18 protein-coding genes are annotated in these 21,383 nt (G+C 71.9%); 8 read left to right on the plus strand and 10 right to left on the minus strand.

Annotated elements, in window-relative coordinates; genetic code table 11:
* Nucleotides 1-76: 76 nt before the first annotated feature.
* Nucleotides 77-1,078 carry a cytochrome c oxidase assembly protein gene (locus KBX50_RS23180; RefSeq protein WP_374224709.1) on the minus strand — a complete coding sequence of 334 codons (1,002 nt, stop codon included), beginning with the start codon at nucleotides 1,076-1,078 and terminating at the stop codon, nucleotides 77-79.
* 108 nt (nucleotides 1,079-1,186) lie between these two features.
* On the opposite strand from KBX50_RS23180, the gene KBX50_RS23185 reads away from it, so the two are divergent.
* The 5 genes from KBX50_RS23185 to KBX50_RS23205 all read left to right on the plus strand — a co-directional run bounded on the left by KBX50_RS23185 (nucleotide 1,187) and on the right by KBX50_RS23205 (nucleotide 6,259).
* A complete protein-coding gene (locus KBX50_RS23185; RefSeq protein WP_164449244.1) occupies nucleotides 1,187-1,786 on the plus strand; it encodes a heme-copper oxidase subunit III in 600 nt (199 codons plus the stop codon).
* 76 nt (nucleotides 1,787-1,862) lie between these two features.
* Nucleotides 1,863-2,702 carry a cytochrome c gene (locus KBX50_RS23190; RefSeq protein ID WP_210939762.1) on the plus strand — a complete coding sequence of 280 codons (840 nt, stop codon included), beginning with the start codon at nucleotides 1,863-1,865 and terminating at the stop codon, nucleotides 2,700-2,702.
* A gap of 11 nt (nucleotides 2,703-2,713) precedes the next feature.
* A complete protein-coding gene (locus KBX50_RS23195) occupies nucleotides 2,714-3,799 on the plus strand; it encodes a ubiquinol-cytochrome c reductase iron-sulfur subunit (protein WP_210939764.1) in 1,086 nt (361 codons plus the stop codon).
* Nucleotides 3,796-5,415, plus strand: coding sequence for a ubiquinol-cytochrome c reductase cytochrome b subunit (locus KBX50_RS23200; protein WP_210939765.1), 1,620 nt, complete (start codon nucleotides 3,796-3,798; stop codon nucleotides 5,413-5,415). Before KBX50_RS23195 ends, KBX50_RS23200 begins: the two co-directional genes overlap by 4 nt.
* A 166-nt stretch (nucleotides 5,416-5,581) precedes the next feature.
* Complete coding sequence (locus KBX50_RS23205) at nucleotides 5,582-6,259, plus strand: DUF4142 domain-containing protein (protein ID WP_210939767.1); 678 nt, start codon at nucleotides 5,582-5,584, stop codon at nucleotides 6,257-6,259.
* Between the two features lie 48 nt (nucleotides 6,260-6,307).
* Here the strand turns inward: KBX50_RS23205 and KBX50_RS23210 are convergent, their stop codons facing one another.
* The 5 genes from KBX50_RS23210 to KBX50_RS23230 all read right to left on the minus strand — a co-directional run bounded on the left by KBX50_RS23210 (nucleotide 6,308) and on the right by KBX50_RS23230 (nucleotide 12,129).
* Nucleotides 6,308-6,595 carry an Lrp/AsnC family transcriptional regulator gene (locus KBX50_RS23210; protein WP_093401212.1) on the minus strand — a complete coding sequence of 96 codons (288 nt, stop codon included), beginning with the start codon at nucleotides 6,593-6,595 and terminating at the stop codon, nucleotides 6,308-6,310.
* Between the two features lie 361 nt (nucleotides 6,596-6,956).
* Nucleotides 6,957-7,844: a sugar phosphate nucleotidyltransferase gene (locus KBX50_RS23215; protein ID WP_247674275.1), complete on the minus strand. Its 888-nt coding sequence runs from the start codon at nucleotides 7,842-7,844 to the stop codon at nucleotides 6,957-6,959.
* Entirely contained in the window at nucleotides 7,841-8,383 is a 543-nt protein-coding gene (locus tag KBX50_RS23220) for an NUDIX hydrolase (RefSeq protein ID WP_210939769.1), read from the minus strand. Before KBX50_RS23220 ends, KBX50_RS23215 begins: the two co-directional genes overlap by 4 nt.
* Before the next feature lie 74 nt (nucleotides 8,384-8,457).
* Entirely contained in the window at nucleotides 8,458-10,245 is a 1,788-nt protein-coding gene (locus KBX50_RS23225; RefSeq protein ID WP_210939771.1) for a bifunctional (p)ppGpp synthetase/guanosine-3',5'-bis(diphosphate) 3'-pyrophosphohydrolase, read from the minus strand.
* Between the two features lie 129 nt (nucleotides 10,246-10,374).
* Complete coding sequence (locus KBX50_RS23230) at nucleotides 10,375-12,129, minus strand: DEDD exonuclease domain-containing protein (protein WP_210939773.1); 1,755 nt, start codon at nucleotides 12,127-12,129, stop codon at nucleotides 10,375-10,377.
* A 128-nt stretch (nucleotides 12,130-12,257) separates the two neighbouring features.
* Between KBX50_RS23230 and KBX50_RS23235 the strand changes: the two genes are divergently transcribed.
* From KBX50_RS23235 to KBX50_RS23245, 3 genes are all read left to right on the plus strand, one after another.
* Nucleotides 12,258-13,691, plus strand: a complete 1,434-nt coding sequence (locus tag KBX50_RS23235) for an NYN domain-containing protein (RefSeq protein WP_210939774.1) — start codon at nucleotides 12,258-12,260, stop codon at nucleotides 13,689-13,691.
* A gap of 178 nt (nucleotides 13,692-13,869) precedes the next feature.
* A complete protein-coding gene (locus KBX50_RS23240) occupies nucleotides 13,870-15,129 on the plus strand; it encodes a M48 family metallopeptidase (RefSeq protein WP_210939776.1) in 1,260 nt (419 codons plus the stop codon).
* A complete protein-coding gene (locus KBX50_RS23245; RefSeq protein ID WP_210939778.1) occupies nucleotides 15,126-16,274 on the plus strand; it encodes a glycosyltransferase family 4 protein in 1,149 nt (382 codons plus the stop codon). Before KBX50_RS23240 ends, KBX50_RS23245 begins: the two co-directional genes overlap by 4 nt.
* Nucleotides 16,275-16,295: 21 nt before the next feature.
* Here KBX50_RS23245 and KBX50_RS23250 read toward each other — a convergent pair whose 3' ends face one another.
* The 4 genes from KBX50_RS23250 to KBX50_RS23265 form a co-directional block, all read right to left on the minus strand.
* A complete protein-coding gene (locus KBX50_RS23250; protein ID WP_210939818.1) occupies nucleotides 16,296-17,951 on the minus strand; it encodes a bifunctional diguanylate cyclase/phosphodiesterase in 1,656 nt (551 codons plus the stop codon).
* 79 nt (nucleotides 17,952-18,030) lie between these two features.
* The gene (locus KBX50_RS23255; RefSeq protein ID WP_093401205.1) at nucleotides 18,031-18,840 is read right to left on the minus strand and encodes an SAM-dependent methyltransferase; all 810 of its coding nucleotides are present in this window, start codon (nucleotides 18,838-18,840) and stop codon (nucleotides 18,031-18,033) included.
* Between the two features lie 161 nt (nucleotides 18,841-19,001).
* Entirely contained in the window at nucleotides 19,002-19,670 is a 669-nt protein-coding gene (locus KBX50_RS23260; protein WP_200209675.1) for a response regulator transcription factor, read from the minus strand.
* Between the two features lie 7 nt (nucleotides 19,671-19,677).
* Entirely contained in the window at nucleotides 19,678-21,372 is a 1,695-nt protein-coding gene (locus KBX50_RS23265) for a histidine kinase (RefSeq protein ID WP_210939779.1), read from the minus strand.
* Between the last annotated feature and the right edge of the window lie 11 nt (nucleotides 21,373-21,383).

A 21,383-nucleotide genomic window follows, 5' to 3' on the forward strand; every position in this document is an offset into this window, starting at 1 on the left:
TCGTAGCTGCGTGGCTGATCGTACCGGTCGGTGTGGTGCGCGTGACACGCCGCCCCGGCCCGTCGCCGGGCTGCCCTCAGGCGGTCGTTTCCGCCGCTCGGCGGCGGGCCTCCTGGCGGTCCAGTTCGCGGTCGATCCGGCGGGCCTCCCGCTCGGCCTGACGCATCCACTGCACCACCAGGACCGCGAGCATCGTCACGCTGACGAACTCGCCACCGGCCCACAGGATCCCGCCGGCGAGCACCTGGTCCTCCCACGGGTCGGCCCAGGTCAGCGCGAGCGAGGGGTACCAGTCGCCACCGAAGAGGGTGGTGCTCTGCATGATCGTCAACCCGAGCACGGTGTGGAACGGCACCGACAACAGCATCAGCAGTGCCCGCCCGGGGTACGGCCAGCGTCCCGGCAGCGGATCCAGTCCGAGCAGCGGCCAGAAGAAGACGCAGCCGGTCATGATGAAGTGCGCGTGCACCACCTCGTGCGCCCAGGCGTGCTCCAGCGTGTAGCGGTACAGGTCGGTGAAGTAGAGCGCGAACGGGTTCACCACGAAGATGGCGAACGCCACCAGCGGGAAGGTGTAGATCCGGGCGATCCGGCTGTGCACCACCGCGAGCAGCCGCTTGCGCGGACCGGTCGGCAGGGTACGCAGGGCCAGGGTCACCGGCGCGCCCAGCGCCAGGAAGATCGGCGAGACCATGGACAGCACCATGTGCTGCACCATGTGCACCGACAGCAGCGTGGTGTCGTACGTCTCCAGTCCGGTGACCGTCACCGAGGCGATGCCGCCGAGGCCGGGGCCGAGGAAGAAGATGGTCCGGGCGACCGGCCAGCGGTCGCCGCGCAGCCGCAGCCGGTACACCCCGTAGAGGTAGAGACCGGCGGCGAGGACCAGGCCGACGGCGAGCCAGCTGTCCAGCCGGGTCTCGGTCACCACGGCGGTGATGGAGAACGGCGGTGGGGCGGCTTCGGCCGCCAACGCCCCGACGCCCGTCGTCATCCCGTTCGCGGCCGAGCCGGTCGTGGCCGCGGTGAGCAGCGGCGCGGCCGGAGCGGCCACGGAGATCGGATCGACGTGCAGCACACCAATCAGCCTAGGTCAGGCGAACCGGACGGTACCGATCGGGCCACACCTGGCCCGGGTTTCACCCCCCGCTGATCGCCGGCCGTGGTGAACGGCAATAATGACCGCGTGACTGCGGCCCCAGCCATTGACAAGAGCCGGATCCACTCCCTGACGCGTCCCAACATGGTCAGCGTCGGGACGATCGTCTGGCTCTCCAGCGAACTCATGTTCTTCGCGGCGCTGTTCGCGATGTACTTCTCCATCCGCGCGGCGGCGCCGGAGCAGTGGGCGGAGCACACCGAGGTCCTCAACATTCCGTACGCGACCACCTTCACGGTGATCCTGGTGTTGTCCTCGGTGACCTGCCAGCTCGGCGTGTTCGCCGCCGAGAAGGGTGACGTCCACGCGCTGCGGCGCTGGTTCACGATCACCTTCGTGATGGGTCTGATCTTCGTGCTCGGCCAGCTCAACGAGTACCGCGAGCTGGTGCACCACGGCGTCAAGATCAACAGTGACGGCTACGGGTCGATGTTCTACCTGACCACCGGCTTCCACGGCCTGCACGTCACCGGGGGTCTGATCGCCTTCGTGATCTTCATGATCCGTACCACCATGGGCCGGTTCACCCCGGCTCAGGCCACCTCCGCGATCGTGGTGTCGTACTACTGGCACTTCGTCGACGTCGTGTGGATCGCGCTCTACGCCATGATCTACTGGCTCCAGTGATCTTGGCGCGCGCCAGCCGCCTTGCCGCTGCTTCACCCCCCGCAACACAAGGTCCAACCGGTTAAGGACACAGGTCATGACTTCTGACAACGACCGCCGACGCGGTCTGCTCGCGCGGCTGCGCGGGCGGCCCGGGGCGCCCAGCAGGGGCCGCCGCCGGCTGGGTGCTGCGGTCCGGCTGGTCGCCGCGCTGATGCTGGCCGGCGGCGCCTACACCGTCCTCGCCCCCGGCGCCGCCGCCCAGGAGAACCCGCCGCTGAGCACCGCCGCCGCCGACGGCAAGGCGCTGTTCGACGTGAGCTGTGTGACCTGTCACGGTCGCAACGCGCAGGGGGTCGAGGGGCGCGGGCCGAGCCTCATCGGCGTCGGCGCCGCCTCCGTGGAGTTCCAGGTGGGCACCGGTCGGATGCCGATGGCCCGGCAGGAGGCCCAGGCGGCGCGCAAGCCCGAGGTGTTCACCCGCGACGAGATCGACCAGCTCGCGGCGTACATCCAGGAGCTCGGCGGGGGCCCGGTCGTGCCGGCCGGTGACAATCTGCACGCCGACGGCAACGTCGCGATCGGCGGCGAGCTGTACCGGATCAACTGCTCACAGTGCCACGCGTTCAGCGGCGGCGGCGGCGCCCTCTCCTCGGGCAAGTACGCGCCAAGCCTGCGGCCGGCCACCGACCGGCAGATCTACGCGGCGATGCTCAGCGGACCGCAGAACATGCCGGTCTTCGGTGACAACCAGATCACGCCGGAGCAGAAGGCGGACATCATCGCCTACATCCAGCAGACGCTGAAGGACGACGGCGACCCGGGTGGCCTGTTCAACCTGGGCCGGTACGGACCCTCCACCGAGGGAGTGGCGATTTTCCTCGTCGGTATCGTCGCGCTGGTCTTCGCCAGCCTGTGGATCGCGGGCAAGTCGTGAGCGGGGGGACCATGAGCAGCCAGACCGGGCAGCGCGCCCTGCCGGGCGGGGAACCGCTCGACGTGAACGACCCCCGGCTGAGTCGGTTCGACATCGTCCGGGAGGGTGCCCGGCGGGACGACATCGAGATCGTCCACTACGAGCCGCAGGTGGCCCCGGGCACCAAGGCCGAACGGCGGCTGGTCCGCACGGTGGCAGGCTTCTTCCTGCTGACCGGGCTGGCGGCGACCGCCTTCCTGGCCATCTACATCTGGTGGCCCTGGGAGTACGAGCCGGGTCGCGGCGGCGACAAGCTCTACACCCCGCTGCTCGGGGTGACCCTGGGTGTCGCCCTGCTCGGCATCGGCTTCGGCATCCTCACCTGGGGCAAGAAGCTGCTGCCCAAGGAGGTGTCGATCCAGGACCGGCACGAGGGCGCGGTGCCCGCCGAGGACCAGCGGATCACCGGCGAGACCATGGCGTACATGGCCGACGAGCTGGGGGTCAAGCGTCGGCCGCTGCTCGGGGTGTCGCTGCTGGCCGGGTTGCTGCCGGTCGGCGCTGTCGCCGCGGCGCCCCTGGTCGGCGGGCTGATCTCCGACCCGCACAAGGACGACCAGATGATGACCACCGGGTTCGCCCCCCGGGACGGTCAGAAGATCCGGCTGGTCCGCGAGGACGGCCGGCCCATCCGACCGGCCGACATCAGCGCCGGTGGTCAGATCACCGTCTTCCCGGGCGTGGAGCACGGGGTCAGCAACCAGTACGCGGACTCGCCCACCCTGCTGATCCACCTGCGCGAGGACGACGCCGAGGCGTCGCGCCGCAACAACGAGCGCGAGGGCCACGGCGGCTACATGTGGGGCAACTACGCCGCGTACTCGAAGATCTGCACGCACGCCGGCTGCCCGGCGAGCCTGTACGAACAGCAGACCAACCGGCTGCTCTGCCCGTGCCACCAGTCGCAGTTCCTGATCACCGACAACGCCAAGCCCGTCTTCGGTCCGGCCAGCCGGCGGCTGCCGCAGCTGCCGATCGAGGTGGACGCCGAAGGTTACTTCGTGGCTACGTCCGACTACACTGAACCCGTCGGGCCCGACTTCTGGGAGCGGCCGTGAAGCGGCGAAAGTTTGACGTGGCAGCAGTGCCGGGCAACACCGCCCGAGCGGTCGACGACCGCTTCCAGGTGGCGACTCCGCTGCGCCGACTGCTCAACAAGGTCTTTCCTGACCACTGGTCCTTCCTGCTCGGCGAGATCGCGCTCTTCTCGTTCATCGTCCTGCTGTTGACCGGTGTCTTCCTGACCTTCTTCTTCGAGCCGGCGATGACCGAGGTCATCTACAACGGCAGCTACGCCCCGCTGCGGGGCACGCCGATGTCGGCCGCGTACGCCTCGACGCTGGACATCTCCTTCGACGTCCGTGGCGGCCTGATCATGCGCCAGATGCACCACTGGGCGGCGCTGCTGTTCATGGCCGCGATCGTGGTGCACATGCTGCGGGTCTTCTTCACCGGCGCGTTCCGCAAGCCGCGCGAGACCAACTGGATCATCGGCTCGCTGCTGTTCTGGGTCGGCTTCCTGGCCGGCTTCACCGGCTACTCGCTGCCGGACGACGGCCTGTCCGGCACCGGCCTGCGGATCGCTTCCGCGATCATGCTGTCCATTCCGGTGATCGGCTCCTGGGTGACCGCGGCGGTCTTCAACGGCGAGTTCCCCGGCACGATCATCATCAGCCGGTTCTTCATCGCCCACGTGCTGCTCATCCCGGGGCTGCTGGTGGCGTTGATCACCGTGCACCTGGGCCTGGTGTTCAAGCAGAAGCACACCCAGTGGCCGGGGCCGGGCCGGACGAACGGCAACGTGGTCGGCGAGCGGATGTTCCCGCGCTACGCGATCAAGCAGGGCGGCTTCTTCATGGTCGTCTTCGGCGTGATCGCGCTGATGGGCGGTCTGTTCCAGATCAACCCGGTCTGGCTGTTCGGCCCGTACGAGGCGTGGGTGGTCTCGGCCGCCAGCCAGCCGGACTGGTACGTCATGTTCCTCGACGGCTCGACCCGCCTGATGCCGGACTGGGAGATCACCATACCCATCGGCGAGGGATACGTGATCCCGCCGCTGTTCTGGCCGACAGTGGTGCTACCCGGCATCCTGGTGGCGATATCCCTGCTCTATCCCTTCATGGAGGCTCGCCACCTGAAGGATTACCGCAGCCACAACCTGCTCCAGCGTCCCCGCGACGTTCCGTTCCGCACCGGCCTGGGCGTCATGGCCCTCACGTTCTACGTGATCCTGACGCTGTCGGGCGCGAACGACGTCATCGCCGACAAGTTCCACATCAGCCTGAACGCGATGACCTGGGCCGGCCGGGTCGGTCTGCTGCTCCTTCCGCCGCTGGCGTACTACGTCACCTACCGGATCTGTCTGGGCTTGCAGCAGCACGACCGGGAGGTTCTCGCGCACGGCGTGGAGACCGGCATCATCCGGCGGCTGCCGGACGGCCGGTTCGTCGAGGTGCACCAGCCGCTCAGTGCGGGCAACGGACACGGCGAGCTGGATTACGCCGGTTGGGTGGTACCGAAGAAGATGAACCGACTCGGTGCGCTCGGCCCGGCCATCCGCGGCTTCTTCTACCCGATCGAGCGGCCGGCCGAGGCTCCGGTCTCGCCGGGGCACCCGCCGGTCGAGCCGCGTCCGGAGCGGGAGGAGATCACCAGCGGGGAGAGCCGCTCCTGAGATCCGTCGTAACGTGACGTGGCGCCCGTCGGACCAGTTCCGGCGGGCGCCACGTTCGTTCTGCCTCTTCCGGACGTCGCCGCCGCCTCCCGCCGTCGCCGGATCGCAGGAATAACCCCGGCCAGCCGGGTATCCGTGCGGTCCAACGTCTCAACGGGGAGGAAGCATGTTGGGTATCAAACGCCTCGGCCTGCTGGCCGCGCTGGTGCTGGTGGGCGTCGCACCGGCCGCGGCGGCGCAGGCGGCCGCGCAGCCGTCGGAACAGGACACCCAGTACCTGCAGGCGGTCCACCAGGTGAACCTGTACGAGATCGCCGCCGGTGAGCTGGCCCAGCAGAAGGGCCAGAACCAGCAGGTCAAGGAGCTGGGGCAGCAGTTCGTCACGGACCACACCGAGCTGGACCAGTCGGTGCAGGATCTGGCCGGGCAGCTCAACGTCGAGCTGCCGAGCGAGCCGACCACCGATCAGCAGGACGGTCTCGACCAGCTCAACAACGCCAGCGGTGAGGAGTTCGACCGGCTCTGGGTGACCCAGGAACTGGCCGGCCACGTCCAGGCCATCCAGGCGACCCAGACGGAGATCTCGCAGGGTACCGAACCGCAGGTGGTCCAGCTGGCGCAGACCGCGCTGCCGGTCCTGCAGGCGCACTACGACGCCCTGGTGATGCTGGCCGAGGAACTCGGCATCCCGGTCCCGGAGACCAGCCCGAGCGGTACGGCCAGCCCGGGTGGCACCGTACCGGCTCCGGGCGGCACGACGCCGACTCCGGGTGAGACCTTCACCGAGGAGGCCCCGGTTCCGGGTGGCACCGTCACCGAGACCCCGGTGCCGCAGCAGAGCTGACCCGGCGGTACGAGACGAGCCGGTCCACCCCACGCGGGGTGGACCGGCTCAGTCGGTGCTGCCCAGCCCGATGGCGAAGGCTTCCTCCAGGTCGTGCCGCGAGTAGGCGCGGAAGGCGATGTGCGACTCGGTGTTGAGCACGCCCGGCACCTTCGAGATGCTGCCCGCGATGATCTGGGCGATCTCGTCGAACTCGCGGACCCGGACCATGGCGATCAGGTCGACGTGCCCGGCCACCGAGTAGACCTCGCTCACCCCCGGCAGGTTGGCCAGTGCCTCGGCCACCTCGGGGATCGCGTCGGTGGCGCAGTCGATCAACACGATCGCGGTGATCACTGGAGGGTTCTCCGTTCGTCGGCGTCGCAGCCCATGCTAGTCGTGTGGTGCCGATGCAGTGCGCTGTGGCGGTCCGTCGCTCCATCGGGGACGACGACTCTCGGTGACCAGCACGTAGAGTGACGGTGGGTCCTGTCCGCCGCCACCCGACCAGTCTCCTGTGCCGACGCTTCGCTCTGCTTCAACCGACGCAGTGGCCGTCTTGCTGCGGCGTCATCACCACGACGCTGCCATGATCGTTGCCGCCAGCGTGCGGAGAGTGACTGTTGCGTATGGTGAAGCAGAGCAAAGGCAGCGGGGTTGCGGGGGGCGGCCCGCCCGGTTCTCACCCACGGTGATGTTCGGCGGTTATCCCGCCGAATCAGAGCGCCGGGACGGTCAGGTCGGCGCCGACGCGGATCACGTCGTGCAGGTCCTCGTCGGTGCCGACGACGGCGTTCGGCCAGATCACGCTGCGGCTGACCGAACCCCGGACGGTGGCACCCGCCCCCACGACGGAGCGGTGGCAGTGGCCGGTGACCGTGGCGGCCGGGTCGATCAGGCCGCCGTCACCAGCGGCGTGCAGGTTCGCGGCGAGGTAGTCGGCCGGGGTGCCGGTGTCGATGAAGGTGCCCCGGTAGCCGACCACGGTCAGCCGGCCGGCGGCCTCTGCCGGGCGCCACACCGCGCGTACCAGGTCGCCGAAGGTGGCGGGCAGGTCGCGGATCAGCCACCACGGCAACAGCGAGAAACCGGTGAAGACGTGCCCGTCGAAGGTGCCCGGTGCGTCCGGGTCGGCGGCCGGCTGGCCGAGCAGCCGTACCGACTCGCCGTCCCAGCCGTCGAGCAGCGTGGCGATGTCGGGGCCGGGCGGTGCCGCCGGATCGGCCAGGTAGGCGTCGGCGTTGCCGACCAGCACGCCCCGGCCGTCGATCCAGTCCCGCAGCCGTCCCACGCCGCCCGCGGTGCCGAGCGGGCTGCCCGGCTCCACCGAGAGGTGCGCCCGGGCCCCCACCCGCTCCACCACCTGTTCGCCCAGGTAGCAGGCGTTGACCGCGACCGCCGCCGGGCCGCTCAGACCGAGGCCGGTGAGCCGGGCGAGCGCCCGGTCCAGCAGGGGCACGTTGCCCACCGGGCAGAGCGCCTTGGGTACCCGTTCGGTAAGCGGGCGCAGCCGGGTGCCCTCGCCGGCGGCGAGCACCACCGCGCAGACGCCGTCGGAGGGCACGGTCGGCCGACGGCCGCTCTCGGCGCCCCCGGACCGGGTCATGGCGTCGTGTCGGGCAGCGGCGGTGGGAACTGCCCGGCCAGCGGACCGATGTCGTAATACGCCAGCAGGCGGGCGGTCGGCCAGGTCAGCTTCGGCAGATCGTCCAGCGGATGCCAGGCGGCCTCGAAGACCTCGGCCCCGTCCACGGTCAACTCGGTGCTGGACGCGGGCACCTCGGCGGTGAACACCACATCCACCCAGCCCTTGGCGTGCACGATGGCGTTGGGCACCGCCGGGGTGAGTCGGGCGGGGGAGAGGCGGACACCGCTCTCCTCGTACAGCTCCCGGGCCGCGCCGACGGCCGGGTGCTCGGCGCGTTGCAACAACCCCGCCGGCAGGGTCCACCCGCGGCCCGGTGGTTGCCGCAGCAGCAGCAACCGTCCCGCACCCTCGGCCTCACTGTCACGGAGCAGGGTGACCGCGCCGACGATGTATTTGGGTACGGCCATCCGGACCAGCCGACGTCGGACCGGCAGCGGCAGCCGGTAGAAGACCTGGTACGCGACGGCGCGCCCGGTGCGGCGGGTACGGGGGATCATGACTCCAGGCTAGTGGCCGTGAGGCGTGCTCGCGCCACGAGGACCACGCCGAGTACCGCGTGCGGCCTGGGCGGTCACTGACGGTGATCAACCAGGTCGATGAGTTGGCGTACCACGGCGTCCGGCTCGATGACCCGGTCGAAGACCGCGACCAGCAGGGTTTCCAGATCCGGGTAGCCGAGTTCCTCCGACAGCCGCAGCAGCGGCAGATCACTGGCCAGCCCGCGGTTGTGCTGGCGCAGGGCCAGCCCGATGGTGGCGCGGCCCAGGCGGACCTTGTCGCTGATTGAGATGCCCGGCTCGCTGTGCTGGGCGAACCACCGGTTGATCTGCATCTGCGCGTGCGGTGACTTGACGAACCCCAGCCACTCGCGACGCGGCCCCCGGGGAGCCACCTCGGCGTCGAGGCTGCTCTCCTCGTCGGTCTCGGTGAAGATCTCCACCACGTCACCCTCCTCAAGCTCGGAGGAGAGCGGGACCAGCCGACCGTTGACCCGGGCTGCCAGGCACCGTTCCCCCCGGTCCGTACCCAGCTCGTACGCCAGGTCGACCGGGGTGGCGCCGGCAGGCAGCACGATCTGCCGCCCCTCGGCGACCACCTGGATCTGCGCCTCGGACAGGTCGCAACGAAGCGAGTGGAGGAACTGGGCCGGGTCGGCCGCGTCCTGCTCCCAGTCCAGCACCCGGCGCAGCCAGTCGAGCTGCCCCGGGCGGGCCGTCGTGCCGCCGGAGCGGGGGAAGCGGAAGTCGGCGGCCACCCCGTACTCGGCCGCCCGGTGCATCTCCGTCGTGCGGATCAGCACCTCGACCGTGCGGTTCTTCGGCCCGCAGACGCTGGTGTGCAGGGATCGGTAGAGGTTGTTCTTCGGTGAGGCGATGAAGTCCTTGAACCGGCCCGGCACCGGCCGCCAGACGCCGTGCACGGCCCCGAGTGCCGCGTAACAGTCGGTCGCCGGGCCGTCCACCACGATGGTGATCCGGGGCAGGTCGAACGGGGCGGCGTGGTCGCCGGCCACGGTGTCCTTCCAGATCGAGTAGAGGTGCCGGGGTCGCGGGGCCACCTCGGCGTCGACCCGGCTGCGCCGCAGCGCCACCCGGGCCTGTGCGACCACCTCGGCGAGGTAGCTGTCCCAGCCGGGCCGGTCGTGTACGTGCCGCGCGATGCGGGCGTGCTCATCCGGTTCGAGGTGCAGCAGGACCACGTCGTCCAGTTCCCGCTTCAGGGTCTGGATACCCAGCCGGTCGCAGAGCGGTACCAGCACCTCCTGGGTCTTGCGGGCGATGCGCTCGCGGGAGGCGGCCGAGCGTACGCCGAGGGTGCGCATGTTGTGCAGCCGGTCGGCGAGCTTGATGATGAGCACCCGGACGTCCTTGCCGGCCGCAATGATCATTTTGCGGATGGTCTCCGCCTCGGCGGCCTGCCCGTAGAACGCCTTGTCGAACTTGGTCACCCCGTCGACCAGGTGGGCGACCTCGTGGTCGAAGTCCTCGGCGAGGGCCTGCAACGTGTAGCGGGTGTCCTCCACCGTGTCGTGCAGCAGCGCCGCGACCAGGGTGGTGGTGTCCATGCCCAGCTCCGCGCAGATCTGGGCGACCGCCAGCGGGTGGGTGATGAACGGCTCCCCGCTCTTGCGGAACTGGCCGCGGTGCATGTTGTCCGCGATGGTGTACGCGCGGCGCAGCACCGCCGGGTCGGCGCCGGCATGGATGGTGCGGTGGGTGCGGACCAGTTGGCCGACCGGCTCGGTCTCGGCGGTCGGCCAGGTCAGCAGCGATCGGAGTCGTCTGGTCAGGGGCAGCTCGCCGGGCTGTGTCGGGAGCGCACCGCCCAGGGCGCCGCCGTGTCCGGCGTTGACGTCCACCTGGGACACCCCCTCACGCCTGCTGCACCACCACCGGAATCCGGCAAGCGGGAGCAGACCCTCGAAACGGGCAGGACTGCACTTCCTTAACAGAGTAAGTGAGTCGACGTAGTCCGATCGGACAGTTGCTCATGAGCGTTCGGACCAGAGTTGCCGGGACGCCGCGTTCTCGGCCTTGGTCAACAGGTCCCGGAACCGTGCCGCGCCGGCCACCGGGGACGACCAACCGGCTGACATCTCGACCAGCCGGGTCTCCGGTCGCTCCAACCAGGACAGGATCCGCTCCGACTCCTCCGGACTGGCCGCCGGGACCGGGCCGTGCCCGGGTGACACCGTCTCGGCGGTGGCCCGGATGGTGGCCAACGTCGGTCGAGGGTGGACGCCGGGCGGGGACACGCCGGCCCCGGCGAGCCGCCCGTGCCGGATCAGCGCCAGCTCCCAGCCGCCGCCGGCCGCCGGGTGGGCGGCGGCCACCTCGGCGAGCCCACTCAACGCGGCGAGACGCTGCATGCGTACGGCGGCCCGCAGCACCGCGGCGAGCCGGGAGCGCAGCACGGCCGCGTCCTCGTAGCGTTGGCCGGCCGAGAGCGCCTCGATCCGGGCGAGCAGGGCGTCCACCACCGGCTGCGGATCGCCGGTGGTGGCGGTGGCGAACGGCATGACCGCCCGGGCGTCGTACTCCTCGGGAGAGATCCGGTGCTCGCAGGGCGCCGGGCAGCGGCCCAGCTCGGCCAGCGCGCAGGCCGGCGTGACGGTGCGCAGCGACAGCCGGTGGGTGCACTGCCGTAGTGGGACCGCGTCGTGGAAACCGGCGGCGGCCAGCTCGGCGGCGCGTCGCGAGGTGAACGGGCCGAGGTAGGCGCGGTCGCTCGGGGAGATCTCCCGGACCACCGACAACCGGGGGTACGGCCCGTCGGTCAGCTTCAGCCAGACCACCCGCTCCGGGTACTTCGACCGGCGGTTGTACGGCGGCGCGTGCGCCGCGATCAGCCGCAGCTCCCGCACCTCGGCCTCCAGCGAGTGTGCGCACTCCACCGCCTCGACCCGTTCGGCGGCGGCCAGCATCTCCGAGATCCGGGCGCGTTTCTCCGCGGCGGTGAAGTAGCTGCGCACCCGGGTGGCGATGTCCCGGGAGGTGCCGACGTAGAGCGGTCGGTCGTCGGCGGCCCGGAAGATGTAGACCCCGGGGGAGCGGGGCAGGCCGTCGGCCAGGTGTCGCTTGCGACGCTGGGTCGGGGTGACCGCGCGGGCGAACTCGATGGCGTCGCCGATGGTGTCGACCCGGTGCCCGCCGAGGCGTCCGATGAGCCCGTGCAGCACGTCGACGGTGGCCCGGGCGTCGTCCAGGGCCCGGTGGGTCGGCTGCGTGGCGGCGCGGAAGTACGCGGCGAGGGTGCCGAGCTTGCGGTTGGGCACCTCGTCACGCAGCAGCACCCGCCGGGCCAGCGCCGCGGTGTCCAGCACCCGCGGGTTCGGCCAGCGGTAGCCGTGCTTCGCGCAGGCCGCCTTCAGGAAGCCGACGTCGTAGGGCGCGTTGTGGGCGACCAGCACGGCGTCCGAGACGAACTCCAGGAAGCTCGGCAGCACCTGCTCGATCGGTGGTGCCGGCAGCAACATCGCCTGGGTGATGCCGGTCAGCACGGTGATGAAGGGCGGAATCGGCACTCCGGGGTTGACCAGGGTGGCCAGCACCCCCAGCTCCTCACCGCCGCGCACCTTGACCGCGCCGATCTCGGTGATGCCGCCACCGTCGGGAGCTCCGCCGGTGGTTTCCAGGTCGACCACCACGAATGTCGTCGCGTACAGCGGGAGCGCCGGGTCGACACCGCCGACGGTCGGATCGAGCCCGGCCAGCGCCGGTTGCAGGAACTCCTGTGCTGCCATCCGCGGCACCGTAACGGTCCGGTCCGACACTCGCGCCCCATCCGTCCCACCGGCAACTCCCGGGTCTAGGATGAGAGATCGGCTCACTCACCGGGCGGTGGGCCCGGTCGCGGTGGGAGACTTGCCACATGCCCCTCACCGAGCCGTACGACGACAACCTCCCGCAGGAGGAGCAGGTCGTCGCGGTTCCTGCGGCCGGTGACGACGCCACCGACACCCCGGCGGTGACGGACTCCGGGCCGGTGGAGCCCGGGCAGCCGGAGCCGGAGCCGAGCCTGCCCGAGCCGGTGCGACAGCGGATCGTTTCGCTCACCGCCGCGGTGCTGCCCGGTCTGCCCGGTGACGAGGTGCCCGTGCCGCTGCGCCGGGTCGCCAAGTTCGCCCCGAACCGACGCGCCCGGCTCGGTGCGCCGGTGATCGCCGCCCAGCTCGCCGCCGATCCACTGTTCCGGCAGCGGGTCACCGCCCGGGTCCTGACCGATGCCGGTGATCTGGGTACGGCCGTGGTGGAGGGCACCGCCCCCGCCGCCGCCGACCCGGTCGAGGTGGCCGCCCTGGCCTACCTGGCCCGCCCGCGAGGCTGGCGGGAGCTGATCGACGCCAGCGGGGCGGCGGTCCGCGCCGAGGCGGACACGGCGGTGGTGGCCGAACTGGTTCGGCAGGCCGAGCAGCGGGCCACCCGGGCCGAGCATGACCGGGCGGTGGCCCGGGTGGAGGCGGAGAAGCTCCGCGACGAGCTGGCCCGGGTGCGCGAGGAGTTGGGCCAGCTGCGTGAGGAGGCCCGGCAGTTGGCCCGTACGCTCCGGGAGAGCCAGGCCCGCGAGCGCCGGGCGAACGAGTTGCTGGCCACCGAGCGGGGTCGGGCCACGCGGGCCGCCGCCGACGCGGACGCCGAACTGCGTCGCGCCCGGGCCCGGCTGGCCGAGGCGGAGGCGGCGGCCGGCGCGGCCCGCAGCAGCGCCAAGGAGGCCCGCTCGGTCGACGACGCACGACTGTGGCTGCTGCTGGAGACGATCGGTCAGGCCGCCCTCGGGCTGCGCCGGGAGCTGGCCCTGGACCCGGTCGACCGGCTGCCCGCCGACTTCGTGGCCGACTCCTTCGCCGATTCTCCGGCGGCCACCGCTGCCGCGGCCCGTGCCCAGGACACCGACGACCCGGCCCGGCTGGACCAACTGCTGGCCCTGCCCCGGGCGCACCTGGTGGTCGACGGCTACAACGTGACCAAACGTGGCTTCGGCGAGATGTCGCTGGAGCAGCAGCGCAAGCGGCTGGTCACCGGCCTCGGCGGGATCGCCGCGCAGACCGGTGACGAGGTCACCGTGGTCTTCGACGGCGCCGAACGGGTGCACGGCCTGCCACCTGCCCCGCGCGGCGTTCGGGTGCTGTTCTCCCGCAAGGGTGAGACCGCCGACGAGTTGATCCGCCGACTGGTCCGTGCCGAACCGCCCGGCCGCCCCGTGGTCGTGGTGTCATCCGATCGTGAGGTCGCCGACGGGGTGCGCCGGCACGGGGCGTACCCGCTGGGGGCGGACTCGCTGGTGCGCCGGCTGTCGCGGTCCTGAGCCGGCGGCGGTGGTCCTGCGCCGGCCGTGCGGGCGGGTCGACGGGCGTGGGGCGGGCACCCGCCGGGACATAGGATGGCGCCCATGGCGACAGGAGCGGCGGTATGAGGCGCACGGCGGGCGACGGGTCGGTTCGCGTTCGCTGCGGCGGATCGCCGGTGCCGGACGGGGCGTCGCGGTGAGCCCGCGGGGGTGGGCGGTGCTGACCCTGGCCGGGCTGGGCGTCGCGCTGGTCGTGACGGCACTGGTGCTGGTCCCGTGGCAGCGCCCACCGGCTCCCCGGGCCGATCAGCTCGCCGCCCTGCGTGACCTGCCGACCGAGCAGGTGGAGCACGCCCGGCAGTTCCGATCCGCGTTGCGTCCCGGCGGATGGGCGGCCCTCGGCGTCGGCCTGCTGGTGGCACTGGCGCTCGGGTTGACCCCGCTGGGCAGCCGCCTGGTCGAGTTGGCCGGGCGCCCCTTCGGCGGGCACTGGATCGCGCAGGCGATCCTCGGCGGTCTGGCCGTGGTGCTGGTCGCCGACCTGGTGACGCTGCCGTTCGCGGCCTGGCGGCACAGCGTGCTCACCCGCTACGGGCTGGCCACCAACGGCTGGGGCGGCTGGGCGGTGGACCTGCTCAAGTCGTACGCGGTCAGCGCCGTCATCGGCGCGGTGGCCCTGCTCGGCTTCTACACCGTCATCCGACTCGCCCCGCGCTGGTGGTGGGCGTTCGGCGCGGCCGGCGCCGCCACCCTGGTGGTGCTGCTCTCCTTCGTGCTGCCGGTGCTGGTCGAGCCGGTCTTCAACCGGTTCAGCCCGATGGAACCCTCGCCGTTGCGCAGCCAGCTCATGGAGCTGGCCGAACGCGACGGAGTGCCGGTGCGCGACGTGCTGGTCGCCGACGCCTCCCGGCGCACCCGGGCGGTCAACGCGTACGTCTCCGGCCTGGGGCCGACCCGCCGGGTGGTGGTCTACGACAACCTGCTGCGCGAGGCGACGCCGGCCGAGGTGACCGCGGTGGTGGCGCACGAGCTCGGCCACGCCCGGGACCGGGACGTATCGGTGGGCACCCTCACCGGCGCGCTCGGTGCCGCCGCCGCGGTGGTGGCGCTCTACCTGATCGGCTCCTGGCCACCGTTGCTGCGTCTGGCCGGTGTCGACTCGGTGGCTCAACCCCGCGCGTTTCCGCTGCTGCTCGCCCTGGTGACGGTCGCCGGGCTGGTCTTCACCCCGGTGCAGTCGCTGATGTCGCGGCGGGTCGAGGCCCGCGCCGACGCGCACGCGCTGGCGTTGACCGGCGACCCGGCGGCATTCGAGTCGATGCAGCGGCGGCTGTCCGCGGTCAACCTCTCCGACCCCGACCCGCCCCGCTGGGAATACCTCTACTCAGCGTCTCATCCGTCCACCGTGGAGCGGATCGCCGCCGCCCGCGCGTACGCCCGAAAGGTTGGTCGGTGAGCGAGCGTCAGCGAGCGAATCATCAACGCACGTTGCTGGTGACGAACGACTTCCCACCCCGGCCGGGCGGCATCCAGTCGTTCGTGCACAACCTCGCGGTGCGTCAGCCGGCCGGTTCGGTGGTGGTGTACGCGTCGCGCTGGGCCGGCGCGGACAAGTTCGACGCCGACCAACCGTTCGAGGTGGTGCGGGAGCGCACCAAGGTGCTGCTGCCCACGCCGCTGGTGGCCCGCCGGGCCGCCCAGCTGGCCCGGTCCTACGAATGCGACACGGTCTGGTTCGGCGCGGCGGCTCCGCTCGGGCTGCTCGCCGCCGGGCTGCGCCGGCGGGCCGGGATCCGGCGGGTGGTCGCCCTGACCCACGGCCACGAGGTCGGCTGGGCGGCGCTGCCACTGGCCCGGACGGCGCTGCGACGCATCGGTCGGGACACCGACGTGGTCACCTACCTGGGGGAGTACACCCGCACCCGGCTGGCTCGGGCGCTGGACGGCCTGACCGAGCTGCGGCGGCTCGCGCCCGGCGTGGACACCGACGTCTACCATCCGTCCGTCGACGGCGGCGCGGTGCGGCACCGGCTCGGCCTGGCCGACCGGCCGGTGGTGGTCTGCGTGTCCCGGCTGGTGCCCCGCAAGGGCCAGGACATGCTGATCCGGGCGATGCCGCTGATCCGCCGTCGGGTGCCCGACGCGGCGCTGCTGGTGGTCGGCGGCGGACCGTACCGGACCACGCTGGCCCGACTGGCCCGCCAGTCCGGGGTGGAGCGGGACGTGGTCTTCACCGGCTCGGTGCCCTCGGCCGAACTGCCCGCCCACTACGCGGCCGGCGACGTGTACGCCATGCCGTGCCGCACCCGCAACCGGGGACTGGACGTCGAAGGTCTCGGCATCGTCTACCTGGAGGCGTCGGCGACCGGTCTGCCGGTGGTGGCCGGCAACTCCGGCGGTGCCCCGGACGCGGTGCGCGAGGGCGAGACGGGCTACGTGGTGGACGGTCGGGATCTCGCCGAGCTCGCCGACCGGGTGGCCACCCTGCTGGCCGACCGGGACCTGGCCCGGCAGTTCGGCGCCGCCGGCCGGGCCTGGGTGGAGCGGGAGTGGCGCTGGGAGACGCAGGCGCTACGCCTGTCCACGCTGCTCGCCGGCTGAGACCGGCCACCGGAGGCTGGCTCAGCGGATGCGGGCGAGAATGTGGTCGGGGGAGGCGGGGCGGCCGAAGTGCCAGCCCTGACCGGCGTCGCAGCCGATCGCCCGCAACCGCTCGGCCTGTCCGCCGGTCTCCACCCCTTCGGCGGTGACCGTCAGGTCCAGCGCGTGCGCCAGCGACACCAGCGAGGCGAGGATCCGCTCGTCGGCGAGGGCCTCCGGAGTGCGTAGGCCGCGGACGAACTCACCGGCCACCTTCAACTCGGTCACCGGCAGATCCCGCAGGTAGGCCAGGTTGCTGTAGCCGGTACCGAAGTCGTCGATGGCGATCCGGATGCCCAGGTCGGCGAGGGCACGAAGGGCGCGTACCGGCTCCTCGGAGGTGGTCATCATCGTGCTTTCGGTGATCTCCAGCTGGAGCCGGTTCGGCGGCAGGCCGGTACGCCGCAGCAGGGACCGCACCTCCTGCACCAGACCCGGGCGGCGGACCTGACGGACCGCCAGGTTGACGCTGACGTACGGCGGCTGGCCCGAGGTGGACGTCCAACCGACCGCCTCACGGCACGCCTCGGCGAGCACCCACCCGCCGAGCTGCACGATCAACCCGGTCTCTTCGGCCAGACCGATGAACTTGTCCGGCCGCAGCACCCCGAGCCGTGGGTGACGCCACCGGACCAGCGCCTCCACCCCCAGCAGCGAGCCGTCGTGCAACGAGGTCAACGGTTGGTAGTCGAGGAAGAACTCACCCCGTTCCAGGCCCGCCGGGATGGCCGCGCTCAGCTCCTGACGGGCCTGCTCCCGCCCGTCGCGCTCCGCGTCGTACAGCGCCCACCCCGCGCCGCCAGCGGACTTTGCCCAGTGCAGGGTGCTGCCGGCGGCACGCATCAGGTCGTCCGGAGAGGTTCCCGCGACCCGCCGCTCCACGATGCCCACGCTCGCCGTGACCGTCACGTCGTGCCCGTCGACCACCACCGGCTCGGAGAGCGCGGCCAGCGCCGCCTCGGCGACGGCGACCACGTCACCGGTGCCGGTGGACCGTTCGACGAGGACGACGAAGGCGTCCCCGCCGAGCCGCGCGACCAGGTGCGGCTCGACCGCCCGCCGCAGGCGCCGCGCCGCCGCCACCAGGGCCCGGTCGCCGATCTGGTGCCCGAACGAGTCGTTGACCCGCTTGAACCGGTCCAGGTCGAGAAAGCAGAGCCCGACCCGGCGGCCACTGCCGGCCGATCCGTCGACGGCGGCGGCGAGCCGTTCGGCGAAGAGCGTGCGATTCGGCAGGTCGGTCAACGGGTCGTGGGTCGCCTGGTGCCGGAAGCGGGCCTCGCTGGCCCGCAGGGCCTGCTCCGCCTCGACGCGGGCGGTCATCGCGGCCCGCCGGATGGACTCCTGCTCGTCGAGGGTCCGGTCACGCAGCGCCCGGGCGTAGCCGGTGGCGACCGCGCCCAGCAGCCGGGCCATCCGGTCCTCGATGTCGTCGGAGACCAGGTCGAGGTCGCGGACCAGCCGAAGCTGGATCACCTCCACGGTCCGGCCGAGCGCCTCGGCGGAGACGATGTGCGCGGCGACCAACTCGTCGGCGACCTTGTGCCCCACCCGCAGGTCGAGCGGCTCCGCCCGCAGCGCCTCGGCCAGCAGGTCGGTGAGCCGTTGCAGCAGCAGCTCCAGTTGGGCGTGGGTCATCGGCAGATAGCTGGTGCCCGCTACCGCCTTCGCCCAGGCGCGGGCGAACACGCCGACGCAGGGCTGGCCGTCCGGCGGCTCACCCACCGAGGCGCCCGACCCCGCCGAGGAACACCGCCCGTTCGGCGTCCTCGGCGCTCTCCGGGGTTTCCGGACGCCACTGCGGCACCCACACCACGCCGGGCTCGACCAGCTCGAAGCCGTCGAAGAACCCGGTCAGCTCGGCTCTGCTGCGTACCCACAGCGGGCTGTCGGTGCGCCGGTAGACCTCCTCGGCCTCGGCCCGCTCGGCTTCGTCCCGGCCGTCGTCGCTGGCCTGGGACAGGACCAGGTAGCTGCCGGGAGCCAGTGCCGCCCGCAGGGTCCGCAGCACCTCGGCCGGTCGGTCGTCGTCGGAGACGAAATGCAGCACCGCCACCACAAGCACGGCCATCGGCTGGGAGAAGTCGAGCATCGCGCGGACGTCGGGATGGGCCAGGATCCGGTCGGGTTGGCGCAGATCCTCCTGAATGACCGCCGTGCGGTCGTTGCCCGCCAGGATCTCCCGACTGTGCGCCACGGCGACCGGGTCGACATCGACGTAGACCACCCGCGAGTCGGGGGCGTGCAACTGCGCGATCTCGTGCACGTTGCCCACCGTGGGGATGCCAGAGCCGATGTCCAGGAACTGCCGGATGCCGGCGTCGGTGAGGAACTGCACGGCCCGGCGCAGGAAAGCACGGTTGGCCTGGGCCATCAGCGGCGCCTGCGGCACCGCCGCCACCATCGCGCGGGCGGTCGCCCGGTCCACGGCGAAGTTGTGTGAGCCGCCGAGGTAGTAGTCGTACATGCGGGCGACGCTGGGACGTTCGACATCGATTGTCTCGGGTGCCCAGTCCGGCCGCTGCAATGCCCTCACCCCTTCGCACGCCCACGGGGGCGACGGCGCCCCGGCGGGTATTCTGCCCCGCTTTCCCAAGGGAGGCCATAGCCGTTCGTGTCGGAGGGCGATGAATGCGAAGATCCGTGCCCCGCCGTGGCGGGACACGGATCCCCGTCGTGCCGCGCCGGTCAGAACTTCGGCGCGTCCGGTGCCTCAAGCAGACCGAGCCGCAGCGCGGTCATCAGCGCCTGCGCCCGGTTGGCCGCGCCGAGCTTCTCGTAGAGCTTCGAGATGTGGGTCTTGGCGGTCGACTCGCTGACGAACAGCTGCTTGGCGATGCCGGCGACGCTCATTCCGTCGGCGAGCAGCCGCAGCACCTGACCCTCGCGGGGGGACAGCTGCGGGCCGGACGGGGCGAGCCGACGCTTCATCGCCTCGGCCAGGTCGGCGGCGGTGAAGGCACTGGGCGAGGAGGCGGCGTGCCGGGCGGCGGCGACGACCTCGTCGGCCGGCGCGGTCTTCGGCACGAACGCGCTGGCCCCGGCCTCCAGGGCACCGAAGAGCTGGTCGTCGCCGGCGTACATGGTGAGCACCACGATGCCCATCGACGAGCTGGACTTGCGCAGCGCCCGGGTGGCCTCCAGGCCGCTGCCGTCGGGCAGCCGCAGATCCATGATCACCACGTCCGGCTGCAGGGCACCGGCCTGCCGGACGCCCTCCGCCGCCGTGGCCGCCTCGCCGACGACCTCGAACTGCCGGTCGCGCTCGAAGGCGTGCCGCAGGCCCTTGCGGATCAAATCGTGATCGTCGACAAGGAGGACCTTGGTACGGGTTGCCGGTGTCGGGCTTGTGGTCATCCTCGGCTTACTCCCCTTCTGCAGCGGCGGCGCTACCGCGAACGTTATCGCGCCGGGGCGGTGAACCGACCACCACCGCGACGGTCGTCCCGCTCGGCTGCCGCGGCCTGATCTCCAACCGGCCCCGGATACGTTCCGCTCTCTCGGCCATGATCGCAAGACCATAGTGCCCGTCCGAGCGCTGGTCACCTATGCCGTGACCGTCATCCGACACTTCGATCTGCGCGTAGGGTGGGTCCACCTCGCAGGTGACCCAGAGATTGGCCGCGCCGGCGTGCTTGCGGGCGTTGGTGACCGCCTCCTGCGCGATGCGCAGCAACTCGGCCTCGGTCGCGGCGGGCAGCCGGGCTGTCGACTCGTCCAGCGACAGGTGCACCCGCAGTCCGCCGGAGGCGCCGACGGTGCGGGCGTACTCGGCGATCGCGGCGGCCAGGCCACCGTGCCGGTCCACCTCGCTGCGCAGCTCGAACAGGCTCAGCCGCAGCTCGGTGATCACGCGGGTCACCTCGTGGCGCAGCAGGCGCAGCGACTCGGCGGTCTCCTCGGCGTCGTCGTGCACGGTGGCCAGGGCGTTGTCGATGCCGTAGCCCACCATCACCAGTTCCTGGGCCACCCCGTCGTGGATCTCCCGAGCCAGCCGCTGCCGTTCCTCGTTGGTGGCCAGCGAGCGCACCTCGTCGAAGAGCAGCGCGGCCTCCAGACGCAGCGCGGCCGGGCCGGTCAGCCCGGTCACCTGGGCCACCACCGGTGGCGGGTACGCGTGCGCCGTGTCCGTCTCCAGCACCACCAGACCCACCGTGCGCAACCCGGCTACCAGCGGCACGATCAGTGCCGAGACCTCTCCGCCCCGGTGCGAGCGGGACTGCGAACGGGCCGAGGTCTGCGACTGCTGGCTGGCCCAGGCGTCGGCGATGGCCGAGTCCGCGTCGATGGTGGTCTCCCAGTCGACCCGGTCCGCACCGAGTTGAGCGAGCACCACCAGCCGGCCACCACCGCTGGCGGAGAGCACCGCGCCCCGGTCGGTACGGGCCACCGTGCGCAGTTCCTCCAACAGATGCTCGGAGATGCCGCCCGGGTCCAGCGTGGCGCCGGGCAGTTGGCGGGCCACCGTACGCAGCTGGGTCAGCAGCCGGGTCGCCTCGGCGTACGGCTGGGGTTTGCTGTCGTGGCGGGCCTGCATGACCCGGTGCAGGGTGCCGGCGGCGTAGAGACCGAGGGCGGCCAGGATCAGCCACTGCGCGCAGACGGCGAGATACCCGGGCTGGCTGAGCTGCCGAACCCCGCCGACCTCGGTGACCGCGCCGGCGACAAGCAGAGTGCCGGCGGTCACGGCGATCAGCGCCGCACCCTCACGGAATCGGCGACGCAGCGCCGTGACCGTCACCGGCACCGCGAGATAGGGCAGCACCGCGGAGGCACCCAGCCCGCCGATGTGGCCGCCGACGGTGGCCACCGCGGCGACCTGGCTGGCCGCCAGGCCGAGCACCACCACCTCCGCCACCCGGCTGAGTGGACCGACGAGCCGGTGCTGGGGGGCCAGCATCGCCGGTAGCCCGGCCAGCGCCAGCAGCACGATCCACCACAGCTGGGTGACGTCGCGGGTGGCGAACAGCGTCAGGACGGCGACCAGCGTGAGCACGACGACGCGCGCCGCCGCGGCGAGCGGGTGCGAGCGGGCCAGGGCGGATGTGGAGGCGGGCACGTGACGGATGG

The organism is Micromonospora sp. C51 (assembly GCF_018070435.1).
GTDB classification, from domain to species: Bacteria; Actinomycetota; Actinomycetes; order Mycobacteriales; family Micromonosporaceae; genus Micromonospora; species Micromonospora sediminimaris.

Excerpts from the sequence above, each read along its gene's own strand:
- KBX50_RS23190 (WP_210939762.1), top strand. The coding sequence starts at position 1,863 with ATGACTTCTGACAACGACCGCCGACGCGGTCTGCTCGCGCGGCTGCGC.
- KBX50_RS23195 (WP_210939764.1), top strand. The coding sequence starts at position 2,714 with ATGAGCAGCCAGACCGGGCAGCGCGCCCTGCCGGGCGGGGAACCGCTC.
- KBX50_RS23205 (WP_210939767.1), top strand. The coding sequence starts at position 5,582 with ATGTTGGGTATCAAACGCCTCGGCCTGCTGGCCGCGCTGGTGCTGGTG.
- KBX50_RS23215 (WP_247674275.1), bottom strand. The coding sequence starts at position 7,844 with ATGACCCGGTCCGGGGGCGCCGAGAGCGGCCGTCGGCCGACCGTGCCC.
- KBX50_RS23220 (WP_210939769.1), bottom strand. The coding sequence starts at position 8,383 with ATGATCCCCCGTACCCGCCGCACCGGGCGCGCCGTCGCGTACCAGGTC.
- KBX50_RS23230 (WP_210939773.1), bottom strand. The coding sequence starts at position 12,129 with ATGGCAGCACAGGAGTTCCTGCAACCGGCGCTGGCCGGGCTCGATCCG.
- KBX50_RS23235 (WP_210939774.1), top strand. The coding sequence starts at position 12,258 with ATGCCCCTCACCGAGCCGTACGACGACAACCTCCCGCAGGAGGAGCAG.
- KBX50_RS23250 (WP_210939818.1), bottom strand. The coding sequence starts at position 17,951 with ATGACCCACGCCCAACTGGAGCTGCTGCTGCAACGGCTCACCGACCTG.
- KBX50_RS23260 (WP_200209675.1), bottom strand. The coding sequence starts at position 19,670 with ATGACCACAAGCCCGACACCGGCAACCCGTACCAAGGTCCTCCTTGTC.